The sequence below is a fragment of the Aliiroseovarius sp. genome, from assembly GCF_030148435.1.
Lineage (GTDB): Bacteria > Pseudomonadota > Alphaproteobacteria > Rhodobacterales > Rhodobacteraceae > JASBTN01.
The window spans coordinates 45,516-67,367 of sequence record NZ_JASBTN010000079.1 but is presented as its reverse complement, the minus strand read 5'-3'; the positions used below and the strand labels follow the sequence as shown (position 1 = coordinate 67,367).

Below are 21,852 nucleotides of genomic sequence, written 5' to 3'. Positions count from 1 at the left end.
GGCTGCTTCCTCATTGCTGAAACGCGGTTACGGGATCGACCGACAGCACCCGGCGGACGGGGATGACGGAGGCGACCAGCGAGACGACCAAGGCGGTCGATCCGGTTCGGATCAGCGCCTCGCCGGTCATGGCCAGGCTGACCTTGGGCATCAGCCACTGCGTGAGCGGTATGGCCAAGAGCATCAGGGCGACCGCCAGCAGGAAGGCCAGGGCGCCAATGGCCAGTGCCTGCAGCATCGTGGAGCCGTAGATCGCGGAGTTGCGGACCCCGAGCGCCTTCATGACCGCCAGTTCGCGTTCGCGCTCGGAGATGTGGGAATGGACGATGAAACCGGTCAGCAGCATCGCCAGCGCCCCGCCGATGAGGGTCATCATCCAGACGATTTCCAAACCCATCTGCACGGCGATCGAATAGTCACGTGCCGCGAATTCCGCACGTGTCAAGGCGTTGACCTTCTCGACCTCGCCCATGATCCGGTTCGCCAGGATGGCCGGGTCCACCCCCGGCGCGGCATCGACCAGCATGTAGCTGACGGTGCCGATCGACGACATCGTATCGGCAAGATCGTCGATGGTGACAAAGGTGATGGAATTTGCCATCGAGAACGTGTCGCCCGAGAAACCGGCCACGGCGAAATCGCGACCGGCGATCCGGACCGTGTCGCCAATCGACAGACCCGCGTCCGAGGCAAAGATGTCCGGCACGATGGCCGTGCCTGCCCCGGGCAGTTGCGCGCCCCCCGCGTGCCGCCACGGGCCCGCGCGTCCGTCGCCCGGTTCCAGACCCACGACGAAGGAGAACCAGTTGCGCCCGCCCGCCTCGATCGCCGAGTTCAGATACAGGATCGGCGTGACCTTTTCGACGCCATCCACATCCGCCACGGCGTCAATCTTCCAGTCGGAAACGAATGACGTCGCCATGTGCATGTTGCCGACGCCTTTCTGCATGACCCAGACATCGCCTTCGGTGCGTTCGATCAGGGCAACGATCTGGTCGGATTCCCCGGCAAAGACGCCTTCGAAGAACAGGACCAGCGCGAAGGCGCCAGCCACCGCGGCGACGCTGGCAAGAAGCTGTTGCGGGGCGGAAATCAGTTCGCGAAAGGTCCAGTTCAACATCGCTTCACTCCCTGAATGCCGTAGCCGGGTCGAGCCGCATCAGCATGCGAAGCGGCGCCAGAGCTCCGAGAACAGCGAGTGCCACCGCGACGAAAGCCGTTTGCAAAAGCGCCCGCGGCTCCAGCACTTCCAGCAGGTAAACCGGAGCGACCCGTTCGATCAGCGCGGCGAGGCCGACGGCCATGAGGATCCCCAGGGGGATCGCAGCGACGGCTGTCACCACGGCTTCCGCAACCACGCCGGTTGCGATGTGCCGCGCCGTGAAGCCAAGCGCGCGCATCACCCCAAGCGACCTGCGACGGCTTCGCACGGCCGCAAAGGTGAACATTCCGATCGCCATGGCGCCGATCCCGTAGCTGAGACCCAAAAGCAGGTTCAGGACCGGCCCCAACAGTTCGCGGCCCATTTCTTCGTCGTTCAGGGCCAGGTCGCGCGGCAGCATCGCCTGCGCGTCGGCGACTTCACCGGTAATGCGCGCGGCAAGGTCCGCGGGATCGGTCCCCGGTGCGGCGTCAACGGAAAGAAAGCTCAGCAGAGGGAATGCGGCAATGTCCGAGGCCACGTCGGATTCGAAATAGAAATCGATCAGCGTATCGAAATTCATGAAGGCGAATGGCGTGAACAGCGCCGATTCACCGCGCGTGATGCCGGAAATCGAAAACTCGAAGTCGGACAGCGTCAGCGTGTCGCCGGTGCTCAAGCCGAACTTTTCGGCCAATGCATGGTCGACTGCGATGCTGCCATCTTCGGCCGGCGGCTTGCCGGCGGCCATTGCAAAGGGACCGCCCGCATCGTCATAGACCATGACGATGATGGGCGAGCGCCGTTCCCCGGCCTCGTAAATCAGGCCGATCGCGGCCAGGGGATGTGTCCCGGCAACGCCCGGGATGGCCTCGACGGCGGCACGGGCCTGCTGGGGCAGGATCGAACGCGTTGCGAGGAAGTTCGTGACGCCCGACTGGGCCACCATGACATCGCCACCGCGGCGCAGCACCGTTTGCCGCAACTGTGTATATGAGCCGGCCAGAAACCCCTCCAACACCAGGATTTCGGCCAGCACCGCGGCAACGGACAGGATGATCAGAACCATGCGGCCAGGGCGCAGGATGCTGTTTTTCCAGGCTAGATTGAGCATGGCCGAGACCTTCATGTGAATGACGCCTTGGAACCGTATCCGGAGCTTGCCTGCCTGCTCTGCAAAAGTCGAAACAAATTGATCATTCCGTGCCCCCCGAAGCCAAAGACCCGGGGCCGTGGCCCGGTGATCGCCCCGATCCTCGCACCACCGCCATGGACCTCACGCGCAGCGGACAGGAAGACCGATGCTGACAATGCTGCCAGCACCGTTGAGCAGATCGGACATGACGCATCTCGCGGACGCACTGAATGCACTTTCCCTTACCAACAAACCGAGCCTCGTCCGACACCCCTGCTCGATCATTGATTTCGATCAAAGTTCAAACAAACGTGAGGCGATGCCTCTGAAGGATCCGGGTCACGGGGCAATGCCGTTTCGAAACGGGCCCCCTGCTCCCATTCCCGTGCAAAACTGAGGGTCAGCTCTTGGTCAGCAATTGGTAGCCGGGAATGGTGATCGACCGAACCGTCGTGATCGGGTCCGCCCCGACCCATGTGGTGCGGTCGATGACCAGCAATGCGTCGCCGGGTTCAGCGGCCAGCATCCTGGCCGTTTGCGCGTCGGCAGCGATGGCATAGATGCGCAGGTCGAACCGGGTATAGGGTTTGTTGCGCACCAACCATTCATTGGCGCTTTCCCGTGAAAGATCCACATCGAGGATTTCCGGTGCGGTTTCGATACTGACCCAGCGATCTTCGAGGATATGCGGTTTGTGGTCCGCAAGATGCAGCGCCTGAACACGCAGCATGGACTTGGCTTCGACCTGTTCAAGCTTCGCGGCGATCTCCCGGGGAACGGGCAGCACCTGCCGGTCAATCAGCTGATATCCGTAGACGCTGCCGGTTTCCTCCACTTCAAGCCGGGTGATGGGAATGTCGAGTGTCGCCCGCGTCACCGGGTCGGCCCTGACATGCGTGCCCCCCTTGCGCTTGCGTTCAATCAGGCCCGAGTCAGACAAATCCTGCATGGCCCGTTGCACGGTCGAACGGGCGCACCCGAACTCTTGCGCGATATCGGCATCGCGAGGCAGCTTGTCACCCGGCGCATAGGCGCGCTGGAGAATTTGATCGCGGATCCGATCCCTGACATCTTTCCAAGACAGCCGGTCTGCGCTCATATCACCTGCTCCAGCTCTCCCATCGCCTTGACGAACTCCATTGTTATCCGGTCCCGCGCGACGTGGCGACCGCCTTTTACGACGTGGCGCCCCGCGCTCCAGATATCCGTGATGCAATCGTGGCCATGCCCGCCGAAGATCAGCGTATCCAGCGCCATGTCCCCACGGCGCCCGACGCCCCATTCATTGTCCAGATCAAGCCCGACCATGTCCGCCAGCATCCCGGGAGCAAGCACACCGCATTCCCGTCCTCCGGCCTGCGCCCCCCCCGCATTTGCCGCGTCAAACAGCACACGGCCTGTCGAATGGTCCCGGTTTGCCAGTGCGGCCCGGCTGCGGTCCCGCAGGCGTTGCGAGTACTCCAGCGTCCTGAGTTCGTCGAACAGGGCAATATGCACGTTTGAATCCGATCCGAACCCGATGCGCCCCCCGTCCGCCAGATATTGGGTGCCGTTGAAAATCCCGTCGCCGAGGCTGGATTCCGTGATCGGACACAGACCCGCCACCGCGCCTGTCTTTGCCAGACCACGGGTTTCCGCTTCGGTCATCTGGGTCGCGTGGATCAGGCACCACCGCGCATCGACATCCTGATTGGCGAGCAGCCATTCGGTGGGGCGGGCCCCCATGTGGCCAATGACCTCGTCAACCTCGGCAACCTGTTCCGCGAGATGCATGTGAATTGGGCCATTGCCACCCAAGGCGATCGACCGGGCGAGCCCCTCGGCGTCAACCGCCCGCAGGGAATGGGGGGCCACACCGATATCAAAATCGGCAGGCCCGGAGGCGACTGTACGCGCCGCAGCTTCATGCAGGCGCTGAAACCGATCCGGGTCGTTGCCGAACCGCCGCTGCCCGCCATTCAGCGGTCGCGCATCACAGCCGCCGTACTGGTACAGAACCGGCAGCAGGGTCAGGCCAATGCCCACATCCTTTGCGGCCTCTACGATCCGCCCGGACATTTCGCCGAGGTTTGTGTAGGGGTTCCCTTCGCGATCATGATGAAGGTAATGAAACTCGGCAACGCTGGCATATCCGGCTTCCAGCATCTCAAGGAACACCTGGGCGGCGATCGCCTGGACCTGATCCGGGGTGAGCTGATCCAGAAATCTGTACATCAGGCGCCGCCAGCTCCAGAAACTGTCGCTTCCATCCGGGCCCCGCGCTTCGGTCAGACCCGACATGGCGCGCTGAAAGGCATGGCTGTGCAGGTTAAGAGGGGCTGGCAGAACCAATGAAACCCTCTCATCGGCAGGGCCTGCCGCCTCTTTGATGTAAGAGATTCGGCCCTTCTCGACACCGATCTCGACATTGTCCTGCCAACCGGCCTCGGTAAGAGCCTGTTTCGCGGCTATTTTTTGCATCACAGGAGTCCATTGACTTATTATGTAGCATCATATTAGCTTTATGTAGCTACATATTCAAGGACAAACGATGCCCCCGCCCTTCCGCCTTTCCGACATCTCCGTGGCGACCATGGCCGCCGACGCGACGGAGTATGGATTGATCCATGACGCCTGCATTGTGATCGAAGGTGACAGGATTTCATGGGCCGGGAGGGCGTCGGATTGCCCGTCCCGGTTTGCCGGATTGCCTGCGCGGTCTTTGGAAGGCCGGCTGGTCACACCCTCCCTGATCGACTGTCACACACATATCGTGCACGGTGGCAACCGCGCGCGGGAATTCGAGATGCGCCTGAAAGGGGCCTCTTATGAAGAGATCGCGCGGGCGGGCGGAGGGATCGTCTCGACCGTGACCAAAACGCGGGAAGCCTCGCAAGAGGTGTTGCTGAATTCCGCGGTGAAACTGGCCGATAGCCTGATCGCGGAAGGCACAACCACCATCGAGGTCAAGTCGGGCTACGGTCTGGACCGGGACACCGAGTTGAAGATGCTGCGCACCGCGCGCCGGATCACCGATGTGCGGCCGGTGCGGATCGTGACCACCTTCCTTGGCGCACACGCGGTGCCTGCGGAATATGCCGGGCGCGATGACGCCTATATCGACGAGGTCTGTATCCCCACGCTGCGCGCCGCCCACGCGGAGGGGCTGGTCGATGCGGTAGACGGGTTCTGTGAGGGAATCGCGTTTCAGCCCGACCAGATCGCGCGGGTATTCGATGTGGCCAGAGACCTGGGCCTGCCGGTCAAGCTGCACGCAGAGCAGCTGTCAAACCTTGGCGGGGCGAAACTCGCCGCCAGCTACGGGGCCTTGTCGGCCGACCACATAGAATACCTGGACGACGAGGGCGTAACGGCAATGGCAAAGGCCGGCACCACCGCCGTTATCCTGCCCGGCGCTTTCTATACCCTGCGCGAAACCCGGAAGCCGCCGATCCCTGCCCTGCGTCGGCAGGGTGTACCGATCGCGTTGGCCACGGATGCCAATCCGGGCTCCTCTCCGCTGACCTCGCTTCTTCTGACCATGAACATGGGCTGCACGCTGTTTCAGATGACGCCGGAAGAGGCGCTGGCCGGCGTGACCCGCAACGCCGCCCGCGCCCTCGGCCTGACCGATTGCGGCACGATCGAGGTGGACAAACGCGCGGACCTCGCGGTCTGGGATGTCGAACATCCAGCCGAACTGGCCTATCGCATCGGTTTCAACCCCCTTCACAAGCGCATTTTCGGAGGTCGCACATGAGCGTCCTGACTCTCACTCCCGGCGCCGTCACGCTTGGACAATTGGCAGACATCTATTGGACCCAGACCCCGGTAAAGCTCGATCCCGCCTGCAAGACTGCGGTGGACGAGGCCGCAAGCCGGATTGCCACAGCCGCAGCCGGAAAGACCGCCGTCTATGGCGTCAACACCGGGTTCGGGAAACTCGCCAGTCTGAAGATCGCCCCCGAAGATACCGCAACGCTTCAGCGCAACCTGATCCTGTCGCATTGCTGTGGTGTGGGCGAACCGATTGCACGGCGGATGGCCCGGCTGGTGATGTCCCTGAAATTGCTGAGCTTCGGGCGGGGTGCCAGCGGGGTGCGCTGGGACTTCGTGGACCTGCTGCAAGAGATGCTGGCACGAGGTGTCACCCCGGTCATTCCGGCGCAAGGCTCGGTTGGTGCATCCGGGGATCTGGCCCCTCTGGCCCATATGACGGCCGTAGTCATCGGCGAAGGAGAAGCAGAATATGACGGCGCGGTACTTCCCGGCGCGGACGCGCTGGCGAAGGCCGGGCTTGCCCCGCTCCGGCTTGGCCCGAAGGAAGGCCTGGCCTTCATCAACGGCACCCAGTTCTCGACCGCCTTCGCCCTGGCCGGCCTCTTCGAAGCCTGGCATGCGGCGCGGAACGCACTGGTGATCTCGGCCCTGTCGACGGACGCTGTCATGGGCTCGACCGCACCGTTACAGCCGGAAATCCACACGCTTCGCGGCCAGCCCGGCCAGATTGAGGCCGCAGCGGCAATGCGCGCCATTCTGGCAGGCAGTGAAATCCGCGAGAGCCACCGCGACGGCGACACCCGTGTGCAGGATCCCTATTGCATCCGCTGCCAGCCACAGGTGACGGGCGCAGCGATGGACGTGTTGCGCCAGGCCGCGGCAACGCTCGAGATCGAGGCCAATGCCGCCACCGACAACCCGCTGGTGCTGTCCGAGGCAGGGCTGATCGTTTCGGGCGGCAATTTCCATGCCGAACCCGTGGGTTTCGCTGCGGACATGATCGCGCTGGCGATCTCGGAAATCGGCGCCATTGCACAGCGCCGCATAGCCCTGATGGTGGACCCGACCCTGAGCCATGACCTGCCGCTGTTCCTGACGCCCGATCCGGGGCTCAACTCCGGGCTGATGATCGCCGAAGTCACCACGGCTGCGCTGATGAGCGAAAACAAGCATCTGGCCAACCCCTGCGTGACGGATTCGACACCGACATCGGCCAATCAGGAGGATCACGTTTCGATGGCCGCCCATGGCGCCCGGCGCCTGATGCAGATGACCCGCAACCTCAGCCGCATTCTGGGCGTCGAACTGCTCTGCGCGGCGCAGGGGGTGGAGTTCCGCGCGCCGCTTGCGACCAGCCAGCCACTGCGGGCGGTGCTGGCACGGCTGCGGCGCGATGTCGAAACGCTTGGACCGGATCGCTATATGGCGCCCGACCTTGAAGCCGCTGCCGGATTGGTGGCCAGCGGCGCGCTGACCACCGCCTGCGACACCCCCCTGCCGGAGCTGAAACCATGAATGTCTGCGAGGTGGTTCGTGGCGATGGCCCGATCGTTCTGGGCCAGCCGCACGGGGGGACTTTCGTACCCGATGACGTCCGCGTTCGTCTGAATGCGAACGGGCGGAAACTTGCAGATACCGACTGGCATATCACCCGGCTTTATGACGGGTTGCTCGACGGGGCGACGGTGGTGAAATCCAACATCCACCGATATGTGATTGACGCGAACCGGGATCCTGAGGGGGTCTCGCTCTACCCCGGGCAGAACACCACCACGCTTGTGCCCCTGACCGATTTTGACGGGCAGGAGATCTGGACCGCAGGCCTGGAGCCCACGGCGGAGGAGGTCGAAGCCCGCCGCCGCGCCTATCACGCCCCCTACCATGCAGCGCTGCGCGCGGAACTTGAGCGGGTGCGGGACAAACATGGTGTCGCGATCCTGTTCGACTGCCATTCCATCCGCTCGCACATCCCGTTCCTGTTCGACGGCACACTGCCGGACTTCAACATCGGCACCAATCTGGGCGCGAGCTGCGCGGCCGAGGTCGAAGTGGCCGCCGTCGCTGTCTGCACACATGCCGACGGCTTTGCTTCGGTGACGAATGGCCGGTTCAGGGGCGGCTGGACCACGCGCCACTACGGGCGGCCCGAGACGGGCATCCATGCGATCCAGATGGAGCTTTCCCAGTCCACCTACATGCAGGAAGCGCCCCCCTGGAGCTATCTCGAAGAGCGTGCCGCGCGCCTGCGCCCGCACCTCAAGACCATTCTTCAATACCTGAACCGCCTCGCGCTTTCCGATGCGCTGGTCCGATAAGGAGCCCCGATGTGACTGATCCCCGCAAGAACACCCGTGACGTTTATCCCCCCACCGGCCCGGAATTGAACGCCAAGAGCTGGATGACCGAGGCGCCGCTTCGGATGATGATGAACAACCTGCATCCGGATGTGGCCGAGAACCCGCACGAGCTGGTGGTCTATGGCGGCATAGGACGGGCGGCGCGCACCTGGAAGGACTTCGACCTGATCGCCGACACGCTGAAGACGCTGGAAGAGGACGAGACCCTGGTGGTGCAATCCGGCAAGCCGGTTGCCGTTGTAAAGACCCATTCCGACGCGCCGCGCGTTCTGATCGCGAACTCCAACCTCGTGCCGCATTGGGCCAATTGGGACCATTTCAACGAGCTCGATCGGAAGGGCCTGATGATGTATGGTCAGATGACCGCCGGGTCCTGGATCTACATCGGCTCGCAGGGCATCGTGCAGGGAACCTATGAGACCTTCGCCGAAGCCGGTCGTCAGCACTATGACGGCGACCTGAAAGGGCGCTGGATCCTCACGGGCGGTCTTGGCGGCATGGGCGGCGCACAGCCGCTTGCCGCCGTCATGGCCGGGGCCTGCTGCCTGGCCGTGGAGTGTGACGAGAAATCCGCCGATTTCCGTCTGCGCACACGATATGTCGATGAAAAGACCCACTCGCTTGACGAAGCGCTGGAGATGATCGCGCGCTGGACCAGGGCGGGCGAGGCGAAATCCGTGGCGCTGATCGGCAATGCGGCAGACATCTTCCCGGAAATCTACCAGCGCGGCGTGCGCCCCGGTATCGTGACCGACCAGACCTCGGCGCATGACCCGGTCAACGGCTACCTGCCGCAGGGCTGGACCGTGGCCGAATGGCGCGCCAAGGCCGAAACGGCCCCGAAAGAGGTCGAAAGGGCGGCGCGCGCCTCCATGCGCGTTCAGGTCGAGGCGATGGTCGCCTTCCACGAGGCCGGCGTGCCCACCGTGGATTACGGCAACAACCTCCGTCCGATGGCATTGGAAGAGGGTCTGGAAAACGCCTTTGCCTTCCCCGGTTTCGTTCCCGCCTATATCCGCCCGCTCTTCTGCAGAGGGGTCGGCCCGTTCCGCTGGGTGGCCCTCTCGGGTGATCCCGAGGACATCTACAAGACCGACGCGGCGATGAAGAAGCTGTTCCCCGAGAACACGCATCTTCACAACTGGCTCGACATGGCGCGCGACCGGATCGCATTCCAGGGCCTGCCCGCGCGGATCTGCTGGATTGGCCTGGGCGATCGGCACCGGGCCGGCCTGATGTTCAACGAAATGGTGGCCTCAGGGGAGCTGAAGGCCCCGGTGGTGATCGGGCGCGACCATCTGGACAGCGGGTCCGTGGCAAGCCCCAACCGCGAGACCGAAGCGATGCGCGACGGATCGGACGCCGTGTCCGACTGGCCGCTTCTCAATGCGCTGGTCAACACCGCGAGCGGCGCCACCTGGGTCAGCCTGCACCACGGCGGCGGCGTCGGCATGGGCTTTTCGCAACACGCGGGCGTGGTGATCTGCGCCGATGGCACGCCCGAGGCGGCCAAACGGCTGGAACGCGTCCTGTGGAACGACCCGGCCAGCGGCGTCTGGCGCCATGCTGACGCCGGCTATGACATCGCGCTGGACTGCGCCCGGGAACACGGGCTGCGGCTGCCGGCAATCCTTGGCTAACTTATCTGAAAGGGAGAACAGATCAGTGGAAAGAAGACAGTTTTTGAAAACGGGGGCACTTGGTGCCACCGCCGCCGCGCTGGCCACCCCGGCCCTCGCACAAGGCAAACACCAGTGGAAAATGGTCACGGCATGGCCGAAGAACCTGCCCGGGCCCGGCGTTGCCGCACAAATGCTGGCCGACCGGATCACCACCCTGTCGGGCGGGCGGATCGAGGTGAAACTCTATGCCGCGGGCGAACTGGTTCCCGGCCGGGGCGTCTTTGACGCGGTCAGCGAGGGCACCGCCGAGCTTTACCACGCGGTTCCCGCCTATTGGGGCTCGAAATCCAAGGGCATCCTGCTGTTCGGCTCGCAGCCCTTTGGCCTGCGGGCGGATGAACAGTTCGGCTGGATGCAGCATGGCGGCGGGCAGGCTCTCTACGACGAGATGTATGGTCGCTTCGGTATCAAGCCGTTCCTTTGCGGCAACTCCGGCCCGCAATGGGGCGGTTGGTTCCGCAATGAGATCAACTCGGCCCAGGACCTGAAAGGCCTCAAGTTCCGCACCACCGGCCTGGCGTCGGAAATGGCCGCGAAACTGGGGATGGCGGCCGAAGCCATGAGCGGCCCGGCCATGTTCCAGGCGCTGCAAACCGGCGCGCTGGACGCCGGGGAGTTCATCGGCCCGTGGACCGACAGCGCCCTGGGTTACTACCAGGTGGCCAAGAACTACTACTGGCCCGGCGTCGGCGAACCCTCCTCGGCAGAGGAAGCCGGGGTCAATCAGGACAAGTTCAATGAACTGCCCGACGATCTGAAACAGGTTGTCCAACTGGCCTGCGAAAGCCTCTACAACCCGGTCTGGACCGAATACACCACCAAGCACGCGCTCGCGCTGAAAACGCTGGTGGAAGAGCATGGTGTCCAGGTCAGGATGTTCCCCGAGGATGTCATCACGGCAATGGGCAAGGCCGCCGCCGAAGTGATTGAAGATCTGCGTCAGGATGATGACGAGCTCGTGCGTCGCATCACCGAGAGCTTCGTCGCCTATCGCGATTCCATCGGCGGCTACATGACCTTTGCGGACAATGGCCAGATGAACGCCCGCGCCGGCGTATTGGGCTACTGAAAAAACTGGCAGCGCGGCCTTCGGGTCGCGCTGCCGGGCGTTGCGGCAGGGGAGGATAACCAGTGGCGGCAATAGCGCGTCTGTTCGACCTGATAAACCAAACGGTTGCCATGGCAGTGCGCTGGCTCGCTCTGGCAATGGTTCTTGTCCAGTTCTCGATCGTGGTCGGGAGGTACGTGTTTGGCGTCAATTCCATCGCCGTGCAGGAAACCGTTCTTTACATGCATGCGACGCTGTTCATGCTGGCGGCCGGTTATACGCTGCTGGTCGACAAACATGTGCGTGTCGACGTGTTCTATGCGCGGCTAAGCCAACTGGCCCGGCGCCGCATCGACATCTTCGGCCACCTCTGCCTGCTCATCCCGTCGATGGTTGCCCTGCTGTACTGGTCATGGCCGTCGGTTCGCAGCTCGTGGAGCATCCTCGAAGGCCCTCTTTCCGTGGGCGGGATCAAGGCGGTCTTCCTGTTGAAGTCCCTTATCCCGGCCTTCTGCATTCTGGTTCTGCTGCAATCCGTCGCCTTTCTGGTGCGGCTGCTGCGCGAGGAAACCCGATAATGAGCGAGAATCTGGACCTGATCATGTTCGCGGCTCTCATGGGGGCTATCCTCTTGGGGTTCCCGGTGTCGTTCAGCATCGCGGGTGTTGCGATCATCTTTGCCTATCTCGGCTGGGTGCTGGGGGTCATGGACATCACGCTGCTCGGCGCCATGAGCCAGCGCGTGTTCGGCCTGCTGAGCAACCAGGTGCTGATTGCCATCCCGCTCTTTGTCCTGATGGGGGCGGTGCTGGAAAAGAGCCAGATCGCGGAAAACCTTCTGGATACGATGGGGCGCCTGTTCGGCCAGCTCAAGGGGGGGCTCGGCATTTCGGTCGTGCTGGTCGGAGCACTTCTGGCAGCTTCGACGGGAATTGTCGGGGCCACGGTCGTCGCCATGGGCATGATCGCCCTGCCGACCATGTTGCGCTCGGGCTATGCCCCAAGGGTTGCCTCGGGCATCGTCTGTACGGCCGGAACATTGGGGCAGATCATTCCCCCTTCCACCCTGTTGATCATCCTCGCCGATGTCATGTCCAATGCCTATCAGCAGGCCCAGTACGAACAGGGGAAGTTCTCGGTCGAGGCGCTGTCCGTCGGGCAGTTCTTTTCCGCGGCCCTTCTGCCGGGTCTGATGCTGGTGGTGCTCTACCTGCTCTATATCGTGATCCGGGGTTTCCTGCGCCCACAGGACATGCCCTCTGCCCCCGCCCATCTGGCCAAGCCGGCATGGACCGAGGTGATCGCGGCCATCGTGCCGCCGATCCTGCTGATCTTTGCGGTCCTCGGCGCGATCCTTGGTGGTGTCGCCACGCCGACCGAAGCCGCATCGGTCGGCGCCGTCGGGGCCCTGCTGATGGCGGGTCTGCGGTCCGGCGGTTCGCAACGGCTGATCCTGTTGGGGGCCGGCTCGTTCATTCTGCTGGCAGTCCTTTCAGGCGTGGCCCCGGTGCGCCTGCAACGTGATGATCTGGGGCCCGGCGCACTCTCGCTTGGTTTTGTCTACGCCGCCCTTGCGGCCATTGGCGGGGTGGCAGTGCTGGTCTCGCTGTTTGCCAGCTGGCCAAAACGCATCCTGCATCAAGCGGTTGAGTCCACCGCCACCATGACGGCAATGATCTTCGCCACGATCCTCGCTGCCGGGATGTTCTCGCTGGTGTTCATCGGCCTGGGTGGCGAAGAGCGGGTGGCCCACATCCTGTCGCAGTTGCCCGGCGGCCCAATCGGAGCCTTGCTGTTCTGCATGCTCTTCATCTTTCTTCTGGGCTTCTTCCTCGATTTTGTTGAAATCTCGGTCATCGTGCTGCCACTTGTCACGCCGCAGCTGATCCTGATGGGATATGATCCGATCTGGCTGGGCATCCTGATTGCCATCAACCTGCAGACCAGCTTTCTCACCCCGCCCTTCGGTTTTTCGCTGTTCTACCTGCGTGGGGCCGCCCCGAAGGAGGTATCGACCGGCGCCATCTATGCTGGCGTTGTCCCATTCATTGCCCTGCAGGCCGTTGGTGTCCTTCTGGTCTGGATGATCCCGGACTTGGCGACGTGGTTGCCCTCGGTGCTGTTCTGAACCGGATCACCTTCGGTGGCAGGGCGATTGGCCTTGCCGTCAGTCCATAAAGAACCCTTCGACAAACTCCACGAAATCCCGGCCGCCCGCTCTAAGCACCCCCGTGGCTGAGCCCCTCCCCACCTTTCTCCCCGGAAACTCTCAACACCCCCGGGCTCAGGTTCCGGGGAACACCGAGACAGAAACCGGGGCACTTTCACACGGGACTATGGGAGACGATCCCTGTATCTCTTCGCGCTGAACTTTCAGAGAATGGTTGGCTGGGGTGGTAGGATTCGAACCTACGGTACACTGTACCAAAAACAGTTGCCTTACCACTTGGCTACACCCCAACGGTGGAGGCTTATCTAGTCAAAGCCGCGCGGGGGTGCAAGAGCAAAAAACACAAATCCGCGCGGTTTTCTTGGCTCTTTTGTGCAGGGCTCGCCTGTCGTTTCAGCCCTCGTCCCTACGCCTCTTTTGCCAGCGCATCGAACGCGGCCAATCGGGCGATCAGCGCGGGCATATCGTCCAGCACAATCATGTTGGGTCCGTCCGAGGGCGCCCTGTCCGGGTCGGGGTGGGTCTCGAGGAACACGCCCGCTACGCCGACGGCCACCGCCGCCCGCGCCAGGATCGGAGCAAACTCGCGCTGCCCGCCCGAGGTGCCTCCCCGCCCACCCGGCATCTGCACCGCGTGAGTGGCATCCATGATCACAGGGTATCCGGCTGCCGCCATCTGCGGCAGGGCGCGCATGTCGGCGACCAGGGTGTTGTAGCCGAAACTGGTGCCGCGTTCGGTCAGGAGGATGCGGGAATTGCCGGTGGAGGCCACCTTGGCCGTCACGTGTTCCATGTCCCAAGGGGCCAGGAACTGGCCTTTCTTGATGTTCACCGCTCTGCCCGTCTGCCCGGCGGCCAGCAAGAGGTCGGTCTGGCGGCACAGAAAGGCCGGGATCTGCAGTACATCCGCGACCTCGGCCACCGGGGCGCATTGCTCGGGCGCGTGCACATCGGTCAGTACCGGCACGCCCAGGCGGGATTTCACACCCGTCAGCATCTCCAGCCCGTCGTCGATCCCCGGCCCCCGTCGGCCGGTCACGGCGGTCCGGTTGGCCTTGTCGAAACTTGCCTTGAAGACGTAGCCCAGCCCGGCCTCCGCACAGGCCTGCGCCATGACCTCGGCAATCCCCAGCGCGTGCTCCAGGCTTTCGAGCTGGCAGGGGCCGGCGATCACGGTCAGGGGCAGGTCGTTGCCGATCCTTACCCCGGCCACGTCGAGGCGTTTCATCATGCGGAAACCTGTTCGCGCAGGATCGACGCGGTCAGCGAGGCCATCAGGTAGATTCCGGCAAAGACCAGGAAGGACAGGATCGTGTTTTCGAAGGCGCGCGGGTAGGTCGCGCGATCCGGCGCGGTGGGGTTCACGTTGGTCTCAAGATACCGGGTCTGCTTGTTGGCCTCGACCCGGGCCACTTCGAGCTGCTGCAGCGACTGCTGCATCAGCGCGGCGCGGGTCAGGACAAGGGTCTCGGCCTCGGCCAGCTGTCCCTGGATCCGGGCAAGTTCATCGACCTTGCGGCGCAGCTCCACGATCTGGGCGGACAGGATGCGGATTTCATCCTGCACGGCAGACAGCTGCGCCTGGTTCGGGCGGGCGTTGTTCTTCAACCGTTGTTCCTTCAACTGCTGCTCCAGCAGCTGCGTTTCCAGGTTGGAAATCTGCCCCATGAGCAGGCTGCCTTCACCTGTCGGGTCCAGCACCTGACGTTCGATTTGCAGGCGCTCCTTTTCGGCCAGGGAATCGAGCCACTTGGCCTCGGCCTTCTCGAAACTTTCCTGCGCGCCTTTCATCTGGTCTGCGCGTTTGCGCTGGGTCAGGTTATCGACCTTTTCCTCGGCATAGGAGATCAGGATTTCCGAGTAGCGCTGGCTGGTCGCGGGGTCGGTTGCGACCACTTCCATCTTGATGATGCCCTCGGTCGGGTCATAGCCGATCTTCACGTTGCGCTTGTAGAGTTTGTAAGCGTCCTCGTCGCTCGCGCCCTCTTCGAGGCGCTGGATCGGGTCGATCGACGGGGCCGAGAAATGCGCCTTGAACCCCTCGTCCGCATCCAGCCGCAACATCGCTTCGCGCGACAGAAGGTAGCCCTGCACCCCTATGCTGTCAGGTGATCCGATGCCGGCGGATTGCAACAGCCCCCCCATTCCCGAGCCGCTCCCCCCGTCTGCGTTCTGGATCACGAACTCGGACTTGGTGGCATACATCGGTGTCGCGACTTTGTAGTAATAATACCCCGCAAACAGCGTGGGCAGGAACACGAAGAAAGCCAGCCGGGTGAGCAGAAGCATCGACTTGCGGCGACGGCGGCGTGCGATGTCGAGCTGGATTTCCATGACCGATCGGGCGCGTTCGGCGGCGTCCATCACGCGGGCCGACGGCAGGGTCTGTTCAGCCGGTTTGACGGTCTGGGGCAATTGCACCGGTTTCTCGGCCAATTGGTTTGCGCCTTCGGGGTTGACCAGTTCCAGCATGGTGGCGCGTTGGAACGGGTCGATGCCCGCCTTCCTGAGCAGGCGAACCGCGTCGAAATCAGAGGTCGCGGGCAGCCCGTGTTTCTGCGCAACGCGCCGCGCCATGCGCAGCTGGCGCCCGGTCAGACCTTCCTTGCGGATCGCCGAGATTTCGGCCTCGGCAGCAACCTCACCGGAGTTTTCGACCGAGCCGGACTTGGCCCCGGCCCGGGCCGCCTGCGAGGTCATCGGACCTTCGGGAAAGCCGTCTTCCTGGGGGCCCAGGGCGGCCTCCTCCAGCGGGTTCAGGGTGCGAGGCTGTGCACGGGGCGCGGGCTGCTCGGGCCTGGTGACTTCGGGCCGTTCGCCGCCCGCGACACCGGCCGCCGTGGACCGCGCCGGTCCGGTCGCACCACCACCGCGCCCGGGCGCTTCGCCCGAGTTGCCGGCCGGAGCGGCACGGCGGATGCGGAACTTCTTAGCCCTGGGTTTGGTAGTCATAGAGCTGCTTCGCTTCTTCCAAGGTGTCGAACTGATAAAGCTGCCCGTCTTTCAGGACCGCCGCCGAGCGACAGAATTTCTCCAGCGTCTGCGCCTGGTGCGAGACAACGATGACCGTCGAGTTTTCCAACCGTTGGCGCAAGACGTCCCCGGCCTTGCGGTTGAATTCGGCATCCGTGGTTTGAGGCATGCCTTCGTCGATCAGATAGATGTCGAACTCCAAAGCCAGCAGCAGCGCGAAGGTAAAGCGCGCGCGCATGCCCTGGGAATAGGTGGAGACGGGGAAATCGTAATATTCCTCCAGCCCGCAGAGCCAGCGGGTGAACGCCTCCAGATAATCCGGATCAAGGCCGTAGAGGCGCGCCACGTAGCGCGCGTTTTCCTTTGCGGAAAGCTTGCCGATCACACCGCCCATGAACCCCAGCGGGAAGGAAACGCGACATTTGCGCCGGATCTCGCCCTCATCCGGTTTCTCGAGCCCGGCCATCATGTTGACGATCGTGGTCTTGCCGGTGCCGTTCGGCGCCAGGATGCCCATCGAGTTGCCCAGCTCCACGCGAAACGACGCCCGATCAAGGATGACCTTGCGCTGTTTGCCGGTCCAGAAGGACTTGCTGACATTGATGAACTCGAGCATTCACGCGCTCCGAACTGCTACTGCCTCATCGCTCTGTTTTAGCCGAGCTTTGTTAAAGAGGAGCTATAGAGGGCCATTTAGGCAGCATTATGTCCGAAAAATCCCCCGAAACACAACGGCTTCGGGGGTTAGGCAGGCGAATTGCGGCGCAAATTCGGCGTTTTTTGTATCCCGGGCAGAAACAATCGCCCGGGATTCGCCGTCCAATCAGGCGATCTGTTTCTCTACCCGGAACAGTTTCCCCGCCCAGAGCGACAGGAACACCGCGCCAAAGCTGAACAGGGCGCCCATCTTGGCCGCGTCCTGGGTTGGTCCGCCCTCGAAGGCCACCGAAGCGACGAAGAGCGACACGGTAAAGCCGATGGCGGCGACGAAACCGATCACGATCAGGTCGATGATGCGCATGCCTTCCGGAAGGCCCAGCCTGAGGACCGTTGCCGCCACCCAGCCGAACAGCAGGATGCCCAGCGGCTTGCCGATGATGAGCCCCGCCAGCACCAGCCAGGTTGCCTCGCCGATGGCGTTGAATGTCACGCCCGCGTTCAGCAGGCCGAAGAAGAACAGGATGATCTCGACCGGCCATTGCAGGGCGTGTTCCATCTCGTTCAACAGGTCGTGCAGGTATTTCTCGGCCTCGGCGAAGATGCCGAAGGCGCGGTCGGCGTGGGGAATGGCAGGAACGATCGGCAATAGGCCCAGCGCCGGGTGAAGACCTGACTGGGCAAACCCGAACCAGCTGATGGCGCCAGCAATGGCATAGGGCCAGAAGCTGAGTTTCTGCCGTACCCAGGTGGATTTCGGCCGGAGCTGATTGCCACGGTCCAGGCGGCGCGGCAGCCAGTTGAAGAAGAAGAACGCGCCGGCCGAAGCCGCAACCGACAGGCCCAGCCATTCCACCGCCAACTCGCCTGAGGGGTAGAAGATCGCCAGGATCACCAGCCCCGCAGCGTCATCGGCAATGGCCAGAAGCAGCAGGAAACGCACCGCCGGGTGGCCCGCACCAAATACTATCCGCCCCACCAGGTAGCTGAAAGCGATGTCCGTGGCGGTCGGGATGGCCCACCCGCGCGATACCGCGTCATAGACGTCACTGCCCAGGACGGCGGCAAGCCCCAGGTAGACCGCGATCGGGCCGAACATGCCGCCTGCCGTGGCCACCAGTGGCGTGGCCGCCTTCTTGCCTCGCAGGGAGCCGTCCTTGAGTATGACGGCCTCCCAGACCTCCTTGGCGGCAATGGCAAAGAACAGGGCCATCAGAATATCGTTGACCAGGTAGTGCAAGGTCAGAACCTTGCCTGCCCCGCCCGGGTCGAACTGCGCGGCCTCCGGCCCGATGGACTTTTTCCAGTAGGAGAGGTCCAACCCGATCAAGTCATTGAACCAGATAGGATATTCCACGAAGTAGTGGTAGCTGTCTGCGTCGATATTGGCCCAGATCAGGGCTATCAGTGCGCCGCTGATCAGAAGGACCGAATAGGTAGTGATGAAATTCCAGACGCGATACATGCCGTCCCCCGTTTTGCCCCGCCAGTTGCGAAGCTCCCCTTGTAGTTCCGGGTTTTCCCGGTGTCTCCCCGGAAGCGCGAACGCACCCGACCGGGCCGGTGGCAGGCGTTCGGGCGCCCCGCTCCTTGTCCGACCCTCATGGTCAGATAGTGGAACGGGGCGCCCGGTCAATGTCAACAGGGTGCAAAAGTTGCGTCAGGAGATCACATTCCACACAAACCCGGCAGCAACCGAGCCGATCAGGGCCAGCCCAAGGTAGGCCGAAAAGACGCGCGGCTTGACCAGTGCCCAGACCGCGATGGCGGCAGGGATGCTGCTGACGCCCCCGGCCAGGACGAAGGACATCGCCGCTCCGTTCGACATGCCCTGCTCCAGCAGGCCACCGACCAGCGGCACGGCGGCATAGCCGTTCAGATAGGCGGGCATGCCCACCAGCGCCCCCAGGATGATCGGGCCGATGCCATCCCCGCCCAGCGCCCTGGCGATCATGTCGGCAGGCACATAGCGCAGCATCAGCGCCTCGATCATGTAGGCCAGCAGCAGCCACTTGCCCAGGAACAGCGCGTTCTCGATCACCGTGTCGCGAAAGGTGCGCCGACGATCTGCGTGGGGCCAGAATTTCCAGATGGTTTCGCCTCGCAGCGGCCCCGCCTCGCCTGACCCGCAGGAAGAGGCGGAACAGCAGCTTTCCACCGGCGCAGTCTTCAGTGGATCCGCAAAGATGGCGGTGCGGGCGAAGGTCTTGACCATCAAGCCGCCAAACAGGCCCAATGACACGGCCGAGGCCGCCTTGGCCACGGCAAAGGGCACACCAAGCGTCCCGGAGGTGATCAGGAACATGGCCGGGTCCATCAGGGGCGAGGACAGCCAGAAGGCCATGACCGCTGACAGCGGCGCGCCCACAGCCAGCAAGGCGGCGATAAAGGGAATGACCTCGCAGGAGCAGAAGGGCGACAGCCCGCCCATCAGCGCAGCCATGGCGATCATATGCAACTCACGCCCTTCAAAGGCTCTGGCCAGAAGGTTCTCGGCCCCGGTCGCTTTCATGTAGGCCACGGCGAGCACGGCGAAGACGATGAAGATGCTGGTGGTCCCGAAGGCGCCTGCGGCGAATGTCAGCATGGGCCAGACCTCGACCGGGTCGAAGATCGCCAGGGCCACCGGGATCAACAGGATCGCAACCCAGGCCTTGTCGACCTTCCAGGATTTCGGGGCGTTTTGTGTCGTGTCAGCCATTTCGATTCTGGCCCCTGTCCTCTGGCGCGCAATCGGCACAGCATTCGTTGAGAAGATAGTCGGACAGGGCCTGCATGACCTCCAACTGCGCGGCAACGCAGATGATGGACCGGCCCTGTTTTTCCTGCGTGACCAGCCCGGCACCGGCCAGGATCTTCATGTGATGGGTGAGTGTCGAGCCGGAAACGCCCGAGCGCCTGCCAAGCTCACCAATGGTCAGACCCTTGGGTCCGGCACGCACCAGCGTGCGCAGGACCTCGAGCCGCTGTTCGCTGCCAAGCGCCGCGAAGGAGCTGGCAACGACTTCCACGGACATACCGCGTGTGGGGGAGGGAGAATCGTGTTTCATATTTCTAGAAATATAGAAATAATGGAGCGAAACAATACATATTTCGAGACTCTTCGAAATATATGCTACCCACCTTGTTCGCCCGCGCCGCCGCCCTTACCCTGACGCCATGCCGGACCTCACCGACGAAATCTCGGCCTGCCGTCTCTGCGCCGGCCGCTTTGCCGCGACCCATACGGGCCATGCGCCGCGCCCGGTGGCCTGGTTCCGGCCCGGCGCGCGCATCCGGGTGATCGGCCAGGCGCCCGGGATGCGGGTGCATGAGACGGGACTTCCCTTCAACGACCGCTCCGGCGACCGGCTGCGTGACTGGATGGGACTTGATCGCGGGACCTTCTACGACCGCGACCGGATCGCGGTGACGCCGATGGGCTTCTGTTTCCCGGGGTACGACGCCAGGGGATCGGACCTGCCGCCCCCGAAGCTCTGCGCCGAGACCTGGGCGATGCGGGTCGATGACGCGCTGGGTGAAATGCCCCTGACCCTGCTGGTCGGGGGCCATGCGCAGAAATGGCACCTGGGCGCGAAAACGGGCGTGACAGACACGGTTGCGGGCTGGCGCGCCCATGCGCCGCGCCTCTTTCCCTTGCCACATCCGTCCTGGCGCAATACGGGATGGCTGAAGAAGAACCCCTGGTTCGAGGCAAAGCTCCTGCCCGCCCTTCGAACCCGCATAACCGAGGTGCTTGCATGACCGACCAGACCAGCGACGACCTGACCCGTCTCGACGCCGCCCATGCCGGGATGCAGGCAGACCTGGAAGATGACGCGGCGCGGCTCAGGTTCTACGAGAGGCTGGCGGATGGGGAATTGTTCCTGTTGCTGACCCGCGAGGCGGATGGCGACAGTCTGGACCCGGAGCTGTTCGAGCTGGAGGGCGACAGGTTCGTGCTGGTGTTTGATCGCGAGGACCGGTTGACCGGCTTTACCGAAACCGCCTCGCCCTATGCCGCGCTGCCCGGACGGGTGATCGCGGGCATGCTGGCGGGACAAGGCATCGGGCTGGGGGTGAACCTGGGCGTCGCGCCCTCGTCGATCCTGATCCCGGCCGAAGCGATGGGCTGGCTGGCCGAAACCCTGGGCCATGGTCCCGAACAGGTCGAGGCACGGATCTCCGAAGTCACCGCCCCCGGCGCGCTGCCGGAGGGGCTGCTCATTGGCCTGGACGCCAAACTGGCCACCGCAGGCGGATTGGCGCGCTGCGCCTGCCTGGTCGGCGTGACCTATGAAGACGGGCGCCGCGGGCACCTCCTGGGCTTCATCGACCCGGTCACGGGCGCCGAACCGGCATTGGCTGGCGCGGTGAGCGAGGCGCTGACTTTTTCGGGTATCGAAGCCGGGCAGCTGGATGTCGGCTTCTTCGCCAGCGCGGACAAGGCCGGCGAAAGCCTTATGCGTCACGGGTTGCGCTATGACCTGCCCGAACCGGCCGCACAGGCGCCCTCTGCTCCGCAACCGCCGGGCATGGACCCCGGTAAGCCACCAATCCTGAAATAGCGCGCCGCCCCATTCGGATCCGGCGCACGAAAGGCCCCTTCGGCGGCCATTCGTGGCACACCGGGGAAACCTTTCGGGACTGAGCCCGTGGAAAGGGCGTCAGCCCTTCGAGGCCTCTTCCAACGCGGCGAGGCGCGCTTTCAGGGCTTCGTTCTCTTCCCGCGCCTTCTGGGCCATCAGGCGTACCGCATCGAACTCTTCGCGGGTGACGAAATCGCGATCGGCCAGCCAACGGTCCATCCAGCTTTTCATCGCGGTCTCGGCCTCGTCCTTCGCGCCCTGCGCCACGCCCATGGCGTTGGTCATCAGTTGCGAAATATCGTCCAGAACCTTGTTGCGCGTCTGCATGGATGGGTCTCCTTCGTCCAATGACGCCTATATGG

The 21,852-nt window shown here is 63.6% G+C and carries 20 protein-coding genes and 1 tRNA gene; 9 read left to right on the top strand and 12 right to left on the bottom strand.

Annotated features, from left to right (window positions below):
- Positions 1–10: 10 nt before the first annotated feature.
- The 4 genes from Q1V43_RS14070 to Q1V43_RS14055 form a co-directional block, all read right to left on the bottom strand.
- Positions 11–1,120, bottom strand: a complete 1,110-nt coding sequence (locus tag Q1V43_RS14070) for an FtsX-like permease family protein (RefSeq protein WP_300519226.1) — start codon at positions 1,118–1,120, stop codon at positions 11–13.
- 4 nt (positions 1,121–1,124) lie between these two features.
- Complete coding sequence (locus Q1V43_RS14065) at positions 1,125–2,255, bottom strand: ABC transporter permease (RefSeq protein WP_300519223.1); 1,131 nt, start codon at positions 2,253–2,255, stop codon at positions 1,125–1,127.
- Between the two features lie 421 nt (positions 2,256–2,676).
- Positions 2,677–3,375, bottom strand: a complete 699-nt coding sequence (locus Q1V43_RS14060) for a GntR family transcriptional regulator (RefSeq protein ID WP_300519220.1) — start codon at positions 3,373–3,375, stop codon at positions 2,677–2,679.
- A complete protein-coding gene (locus tag Q1V43_RS14055) occupies positions 3,372–4,736 on the bottom strand; it encodes a formimidoylglutamate deiminase (RefSeq protein WP_300519217.1) in 1,365 nt (454 codons plus the stop codon). The genes Q1V43_RS14060 and Q1V43_RS14055 overlap by 4 nt, the downstream gene beginning before the upstream one ends.
- Before the next feature lie 70 nt (positions 4,737–4,806).
- On the opposite strand from Q1V43_RS14055, the gene hutI reads away from it, so the two are divergent.
- From hutI to Q1V43_RS14020, 7 genes are all read left to right on the top strand, one after another.
- On the top strand, positions 4,807–6,015 hold the full coding sequence (gene hutI, locus Q1V43_RS14050) for an imidazolonepropionase (RefSeq protein ID WP_300519214.1): 1,209 nt from the start codon (positions 4,807–4,809) through the stop codon (positions 6,013–6,015).
- The gene (gene hutH / locus Q1V43_RS14045) at positions 6,012–7,550 is read left to right on the top strand and encodes a histidine ammonia-lyase (protein ID WP_300519212.1); all 1,539 of its coding nucleotides are present in this window, start codon (positions 6,012–6,014) and stop codon (positions 7,548–7,550) included. The genes hutI and hutH overlap by 4 nt, the downstream gene beginning before the upstream one ends.
- Positions 7,547–8,350, top strand: coding sequence for an N-formylglutamate deformylase (gene hutG, locus Q1V43_RS14040; RefSeq protein WP_300519209.1), 804 nt, complete (start codon positions 7,547–7,549; stop codon positions 8,348–8,350). The genes hutH and hutG overlap by 4 nt, the downstream gene beginning before the upstream one ends.
- 11 nt (positions 8,351–8,361) lie before the next feature.
- Complete coding sequence (gene hutU, locus Q1V43_RS14035) at positions 8,362–10,032, top strand: urocanate hydratase (RefSeq protein ID WP_300519206.1); 1,671 nt, start codon at positions 8,362–8,364, stop codon at positions 10,030–10,032.
- A gap of 25 nt (positions 10,033–10,057) precedes the next feature.
- Positions 10,058–11,143, top strand: a complete 1,086-nt coding sequence (locus tag Q1V43_RS14030; RefSeq protein WP_366146222.1) for a TRAP transporter substrate-binding protein — start codon at positions 10,058–10,060, stop codon at positions 11,141–11,143.
- A gap of 110 nt (positions 11,144–11,253) precedes the next feature.
- A complete protein-coding gene (locus Q1V43_RS14025; protein ID WP_300519513.1) occupies positions 11,254–11,700 on the top strand; it encodes a TRAP transporter small permease subunit in 447 nt (148 codons plus the stop codon).
- Entirely contained in the window at positions 11,700–13,250 is a 1,551-nt protein-coding gene (locus tag Q1V43_RS14020) for a TRAP transporter large permease subunit (protein WP_300519200.1), read from the top strand. The genes Q1V43_RS14025 and Q1V43_RS14020 overlap by 1 nt, the downstream gene beginning before the upstream one ends.
- A 257-nt stretch (positions 13,251–13,507) precedes the next feature.
- Here Q1V43_RS14020 and Q1V43_RS14015 read toward each other — a convergent pair.
- From Q1V43_RS14015 to Q1V43_RS13985, 7 genes are all read right to left on the bottom strand, one after another.
- Positions 13,508–13,582, bottom strand: a tRNA-Gln gene (locus tag Q1V43_RS14015).
- A 116-nt stretch (positions 13,583–13,698) separates the two neighbouring features.
- Positions 13,699–14,520 carry a 3-deoxy-8-phosphooctulonate synthase gene (kdsA, locus tag Q1V43_RS14010; RefSeq protein ID WP_300519510.1) on the bottom strand — a complete coding sequence of 274 codons (822 nt, stop codon included), beginning with the start codon at positions 14,518–14,520 and terminating at the stop codon, positions 13,699–13,701.
- Entirely contained in the window at positions 14,520–16,244 is a 1,725-nt protein-coding gene (locus Q1V43_RS14005; RefSeq protein WP_300519197.1) for a capsule biosynthesis protein, read from the bottom strand. The genes kdsA and Q1V43_RS14005 overlap by 1 nt, the downstream gene beginning before the upstream one ends.
- Entirely contained in the window at positions 16,222–16,881 is a 660-nt protein-coding gene (locus tag Q1V43_RS14000) for an ATP-binding cassette domain-containing protein (RefSeq protein ID WP_300519194.1), read from the bottom strand. Before Q1V43_RS14000 ends, Q1V43_RS14005 begins: the two co-directional genes overlap by 23 nt.
- Before the next feature lie 207 nt (positions 16,882–17,088).
- Positions 17,089–18,387, bottom strand: a complete 1,299-nt coding sequence (locus tag Q1V43_RS13995; RefSeq protein WP_300519190.1) for a Na+/H+ antiporter NhaA — start codon at positions 18,385–18,387, stop codon at positions 17,089–17,091.
- 195 nt (positions 18,388–18,582) lie between these two features.
- Positions 18,583–19,623: a permease gene (locus Q1V43_RS13990; RefSeq protein WP_300519187.1), complete on the bottom strand. Its 1,041-nt coding sequence runs from the start codon at positions 19,621–19,623 to the stop codon at positions 18,583–18,585.
- On the bottom strand, positions 19,616–19,972 hold the full coding sequence (locus Q1V43_RS13985) for a metalloregulator ArsR/SmtB family transcription factor (RefSeq protein ID WP_300519184.1): 357 nt from the start codon (positions 19,970–19,972) through the stop codon (positions 19,616–19,618). Before Q1V43_RS13985 ends, Q1V43_RS13990 begins: the two co-directional genes overlap by 8 nt.
- Positions 19,973–20,081: 109 nt before the next feature.
- On the opposite strand from Q1V43_RS13985, the gene Q1V43_RS13980 reads away from it, so the two are divergent.
- On the top strand, positions 20,082–20,666 hold the full coding sequence (locus Q1V43_RS13980) for a uracil-DNA glycosylase family protein (protein WP_300519181.1): 585 nt from the start codon (positions 20,082–20,084) through the stop codon (positions 20,664–20,666).
- A complete protein-coding gene (locus Q1V43_RS13975; RefSeq protein ID WP_300519178.1) occupies positions 20,663–21,469 on the top strand; it encodes an SseB family protein in 807 nt (268 codons plus the stop codon). Before Q1V43_RS13980 ends, Q1V43_RS13975 begins: the two co-directional genes overlap by 4 nt.
- 99 nt (positions 21,470–21,568) lie before the next feature.
- On the opposite strand, the gene Q1V43_RS13970 is transcribed toward Q1V43_RS13975, so the two are convergent.
- Positions 21,569–21,817: an accessory factor UbiK family protein gene (locus Q1V43_RS13970; protein ID WP_300519175.1), complete on the bottom strand. Its 249-nt coding sequence runs from the start codon at positions 21,815–21,817 to the stop codon at positions 21,569–21,571.
- Positions 21,818–21,852: the final 35 nt, after the last annotated feature.

Excerpts from the sequence above, each read along its gene's own strand:
- Q1V43_RS14070 (WP_300519226.1), bottom strand. The coding sequence starts at position 1,120 with ATGTTGAACTGGACCTTTCGCGAACTGATTTCCGCCCCGCAACAGCTT.
- Q1V43_RS14065 (WP_300519223.1), bottom strand. The coding sequence starts at position 2,255 with ATGCTCAATCTAGCCTGGAAAAACAGCATCCTGCGCCCTGGCCGCATG.
- Q1V43_RS14060 (WP_300519220.1), bottom strand. The coding sequence starts at position 3,375 with ATGAGCGCAGACCGGCTGTCTTGGAAAGATGTCAGGGATCGGATCCGC.
- Q1V43_RS14055 (WP_300519217.1), bottom strand. The coding sequence starts at position 4,736 with ATGCAAAAAATAGCCGCGAAACAGGCTCTTACCGAGGCCGGTTGGCAG.
- hutI (WP_300519214.1), top strand. The coding sequence starts at position 4,807 with ATGCCCCCGCCCTTCCGCCTTTCCGACATCTCCGTGGCGACCATGGCC.
- hutH (WP_300519212.1), top strand. The coding sequence starts at position 6,012 with ATGAGCGTCCTGACTCTCACTCCCGGCGCCGTCACGCTTGGACAATTG.
- hutG (WP_300519209.1), top strand. The coding sequence starts at position 7,547 with ATGAATGTCTGCGAGGTGGTTCGTGGCGATGGCCCGATCGTTCTGGGC.
- Q1V43_RS14025 (WP_300519513.1), top strand. The coding sequence starts at position 11,254 with ATGGCAGTGCGCTGGCTCGCTCTGGCAATGGTTCTTGTCCAGTTCTCG.
- Q1V43_RS14020 (WP_300519200.1), top strand. The coding sequence starts at position 11,700 with ATGAGCGAGAATCTGGACCTGATCATGTTCGCGGCTCTCATGGGGGCT.
- kdsA (WP_300519510.1), bottom strand. The coding sequence starts at position 14,520 with ATGAAACGCCTCGACGTGGCCGGGGTAAGGATCGGCAACGACCTGCCC.
- Q1V43_RS14005 (WP_300519197.1), bottom strand. The coding sequence starts at position 16,244 with ATGACTACCAAACCCAGGGCTAAGAAGTTCCGCATCCGCCGTGCCGCT.
- Q1V43_RS14000 (WP_300519194.1), bottom strand. The coding sequence starts at position 16,881 with ATGCTCGAGTTCATCAATGTCAGCAAGTCCTTCTGGACCGGCAAACAG.
- Q1V43_RS13995 (WP_300519190.1), bottom strand. The coding sequence starts at position 18,387 with ATGTATCGCGTCTGGAATTTCATCACTACCTATTCGGTCCTTCTGATC.
- Q1V43_RS13990 (WP_300519187.1), bottom strand. The coding sequence starts at position 19,623 with ATGGCTGACACGACACAAAACGCCCCGAAATCCTGGAAGGTCGACAAG.
- Q1V43_RS13985 (WP_300519184.1), bottom strand. The coding sequence starts at position 19,972 with ATGAAACACGATTCTCCCTCCCCCACACGCGGTATGTCCGTGGAAGTC.
- Q1V43_RS13980 (WP_300519181.1), top strand. The coding sequence starts at position 20,082 with ATGCCGGACCTCACCGACGAAATCTCGGCCTGCCGTCTCTGCGCCGGC.
- Q1V43_RS13975 (WP_300519178.1), top strand. The coding sequence starts at position 20,663 with ATGACCGACCAGACCAGCGACGACCTGACCCGTCTCGACGCCGCCCAT.
- Q1V43_RS13970 (WP_300519175.1), bottom strand. The coding sequence starts at position 21,817 with ATGCAGACGCGCAACAAGGTTCTGGACGATATTTCGCAACTGATGACC.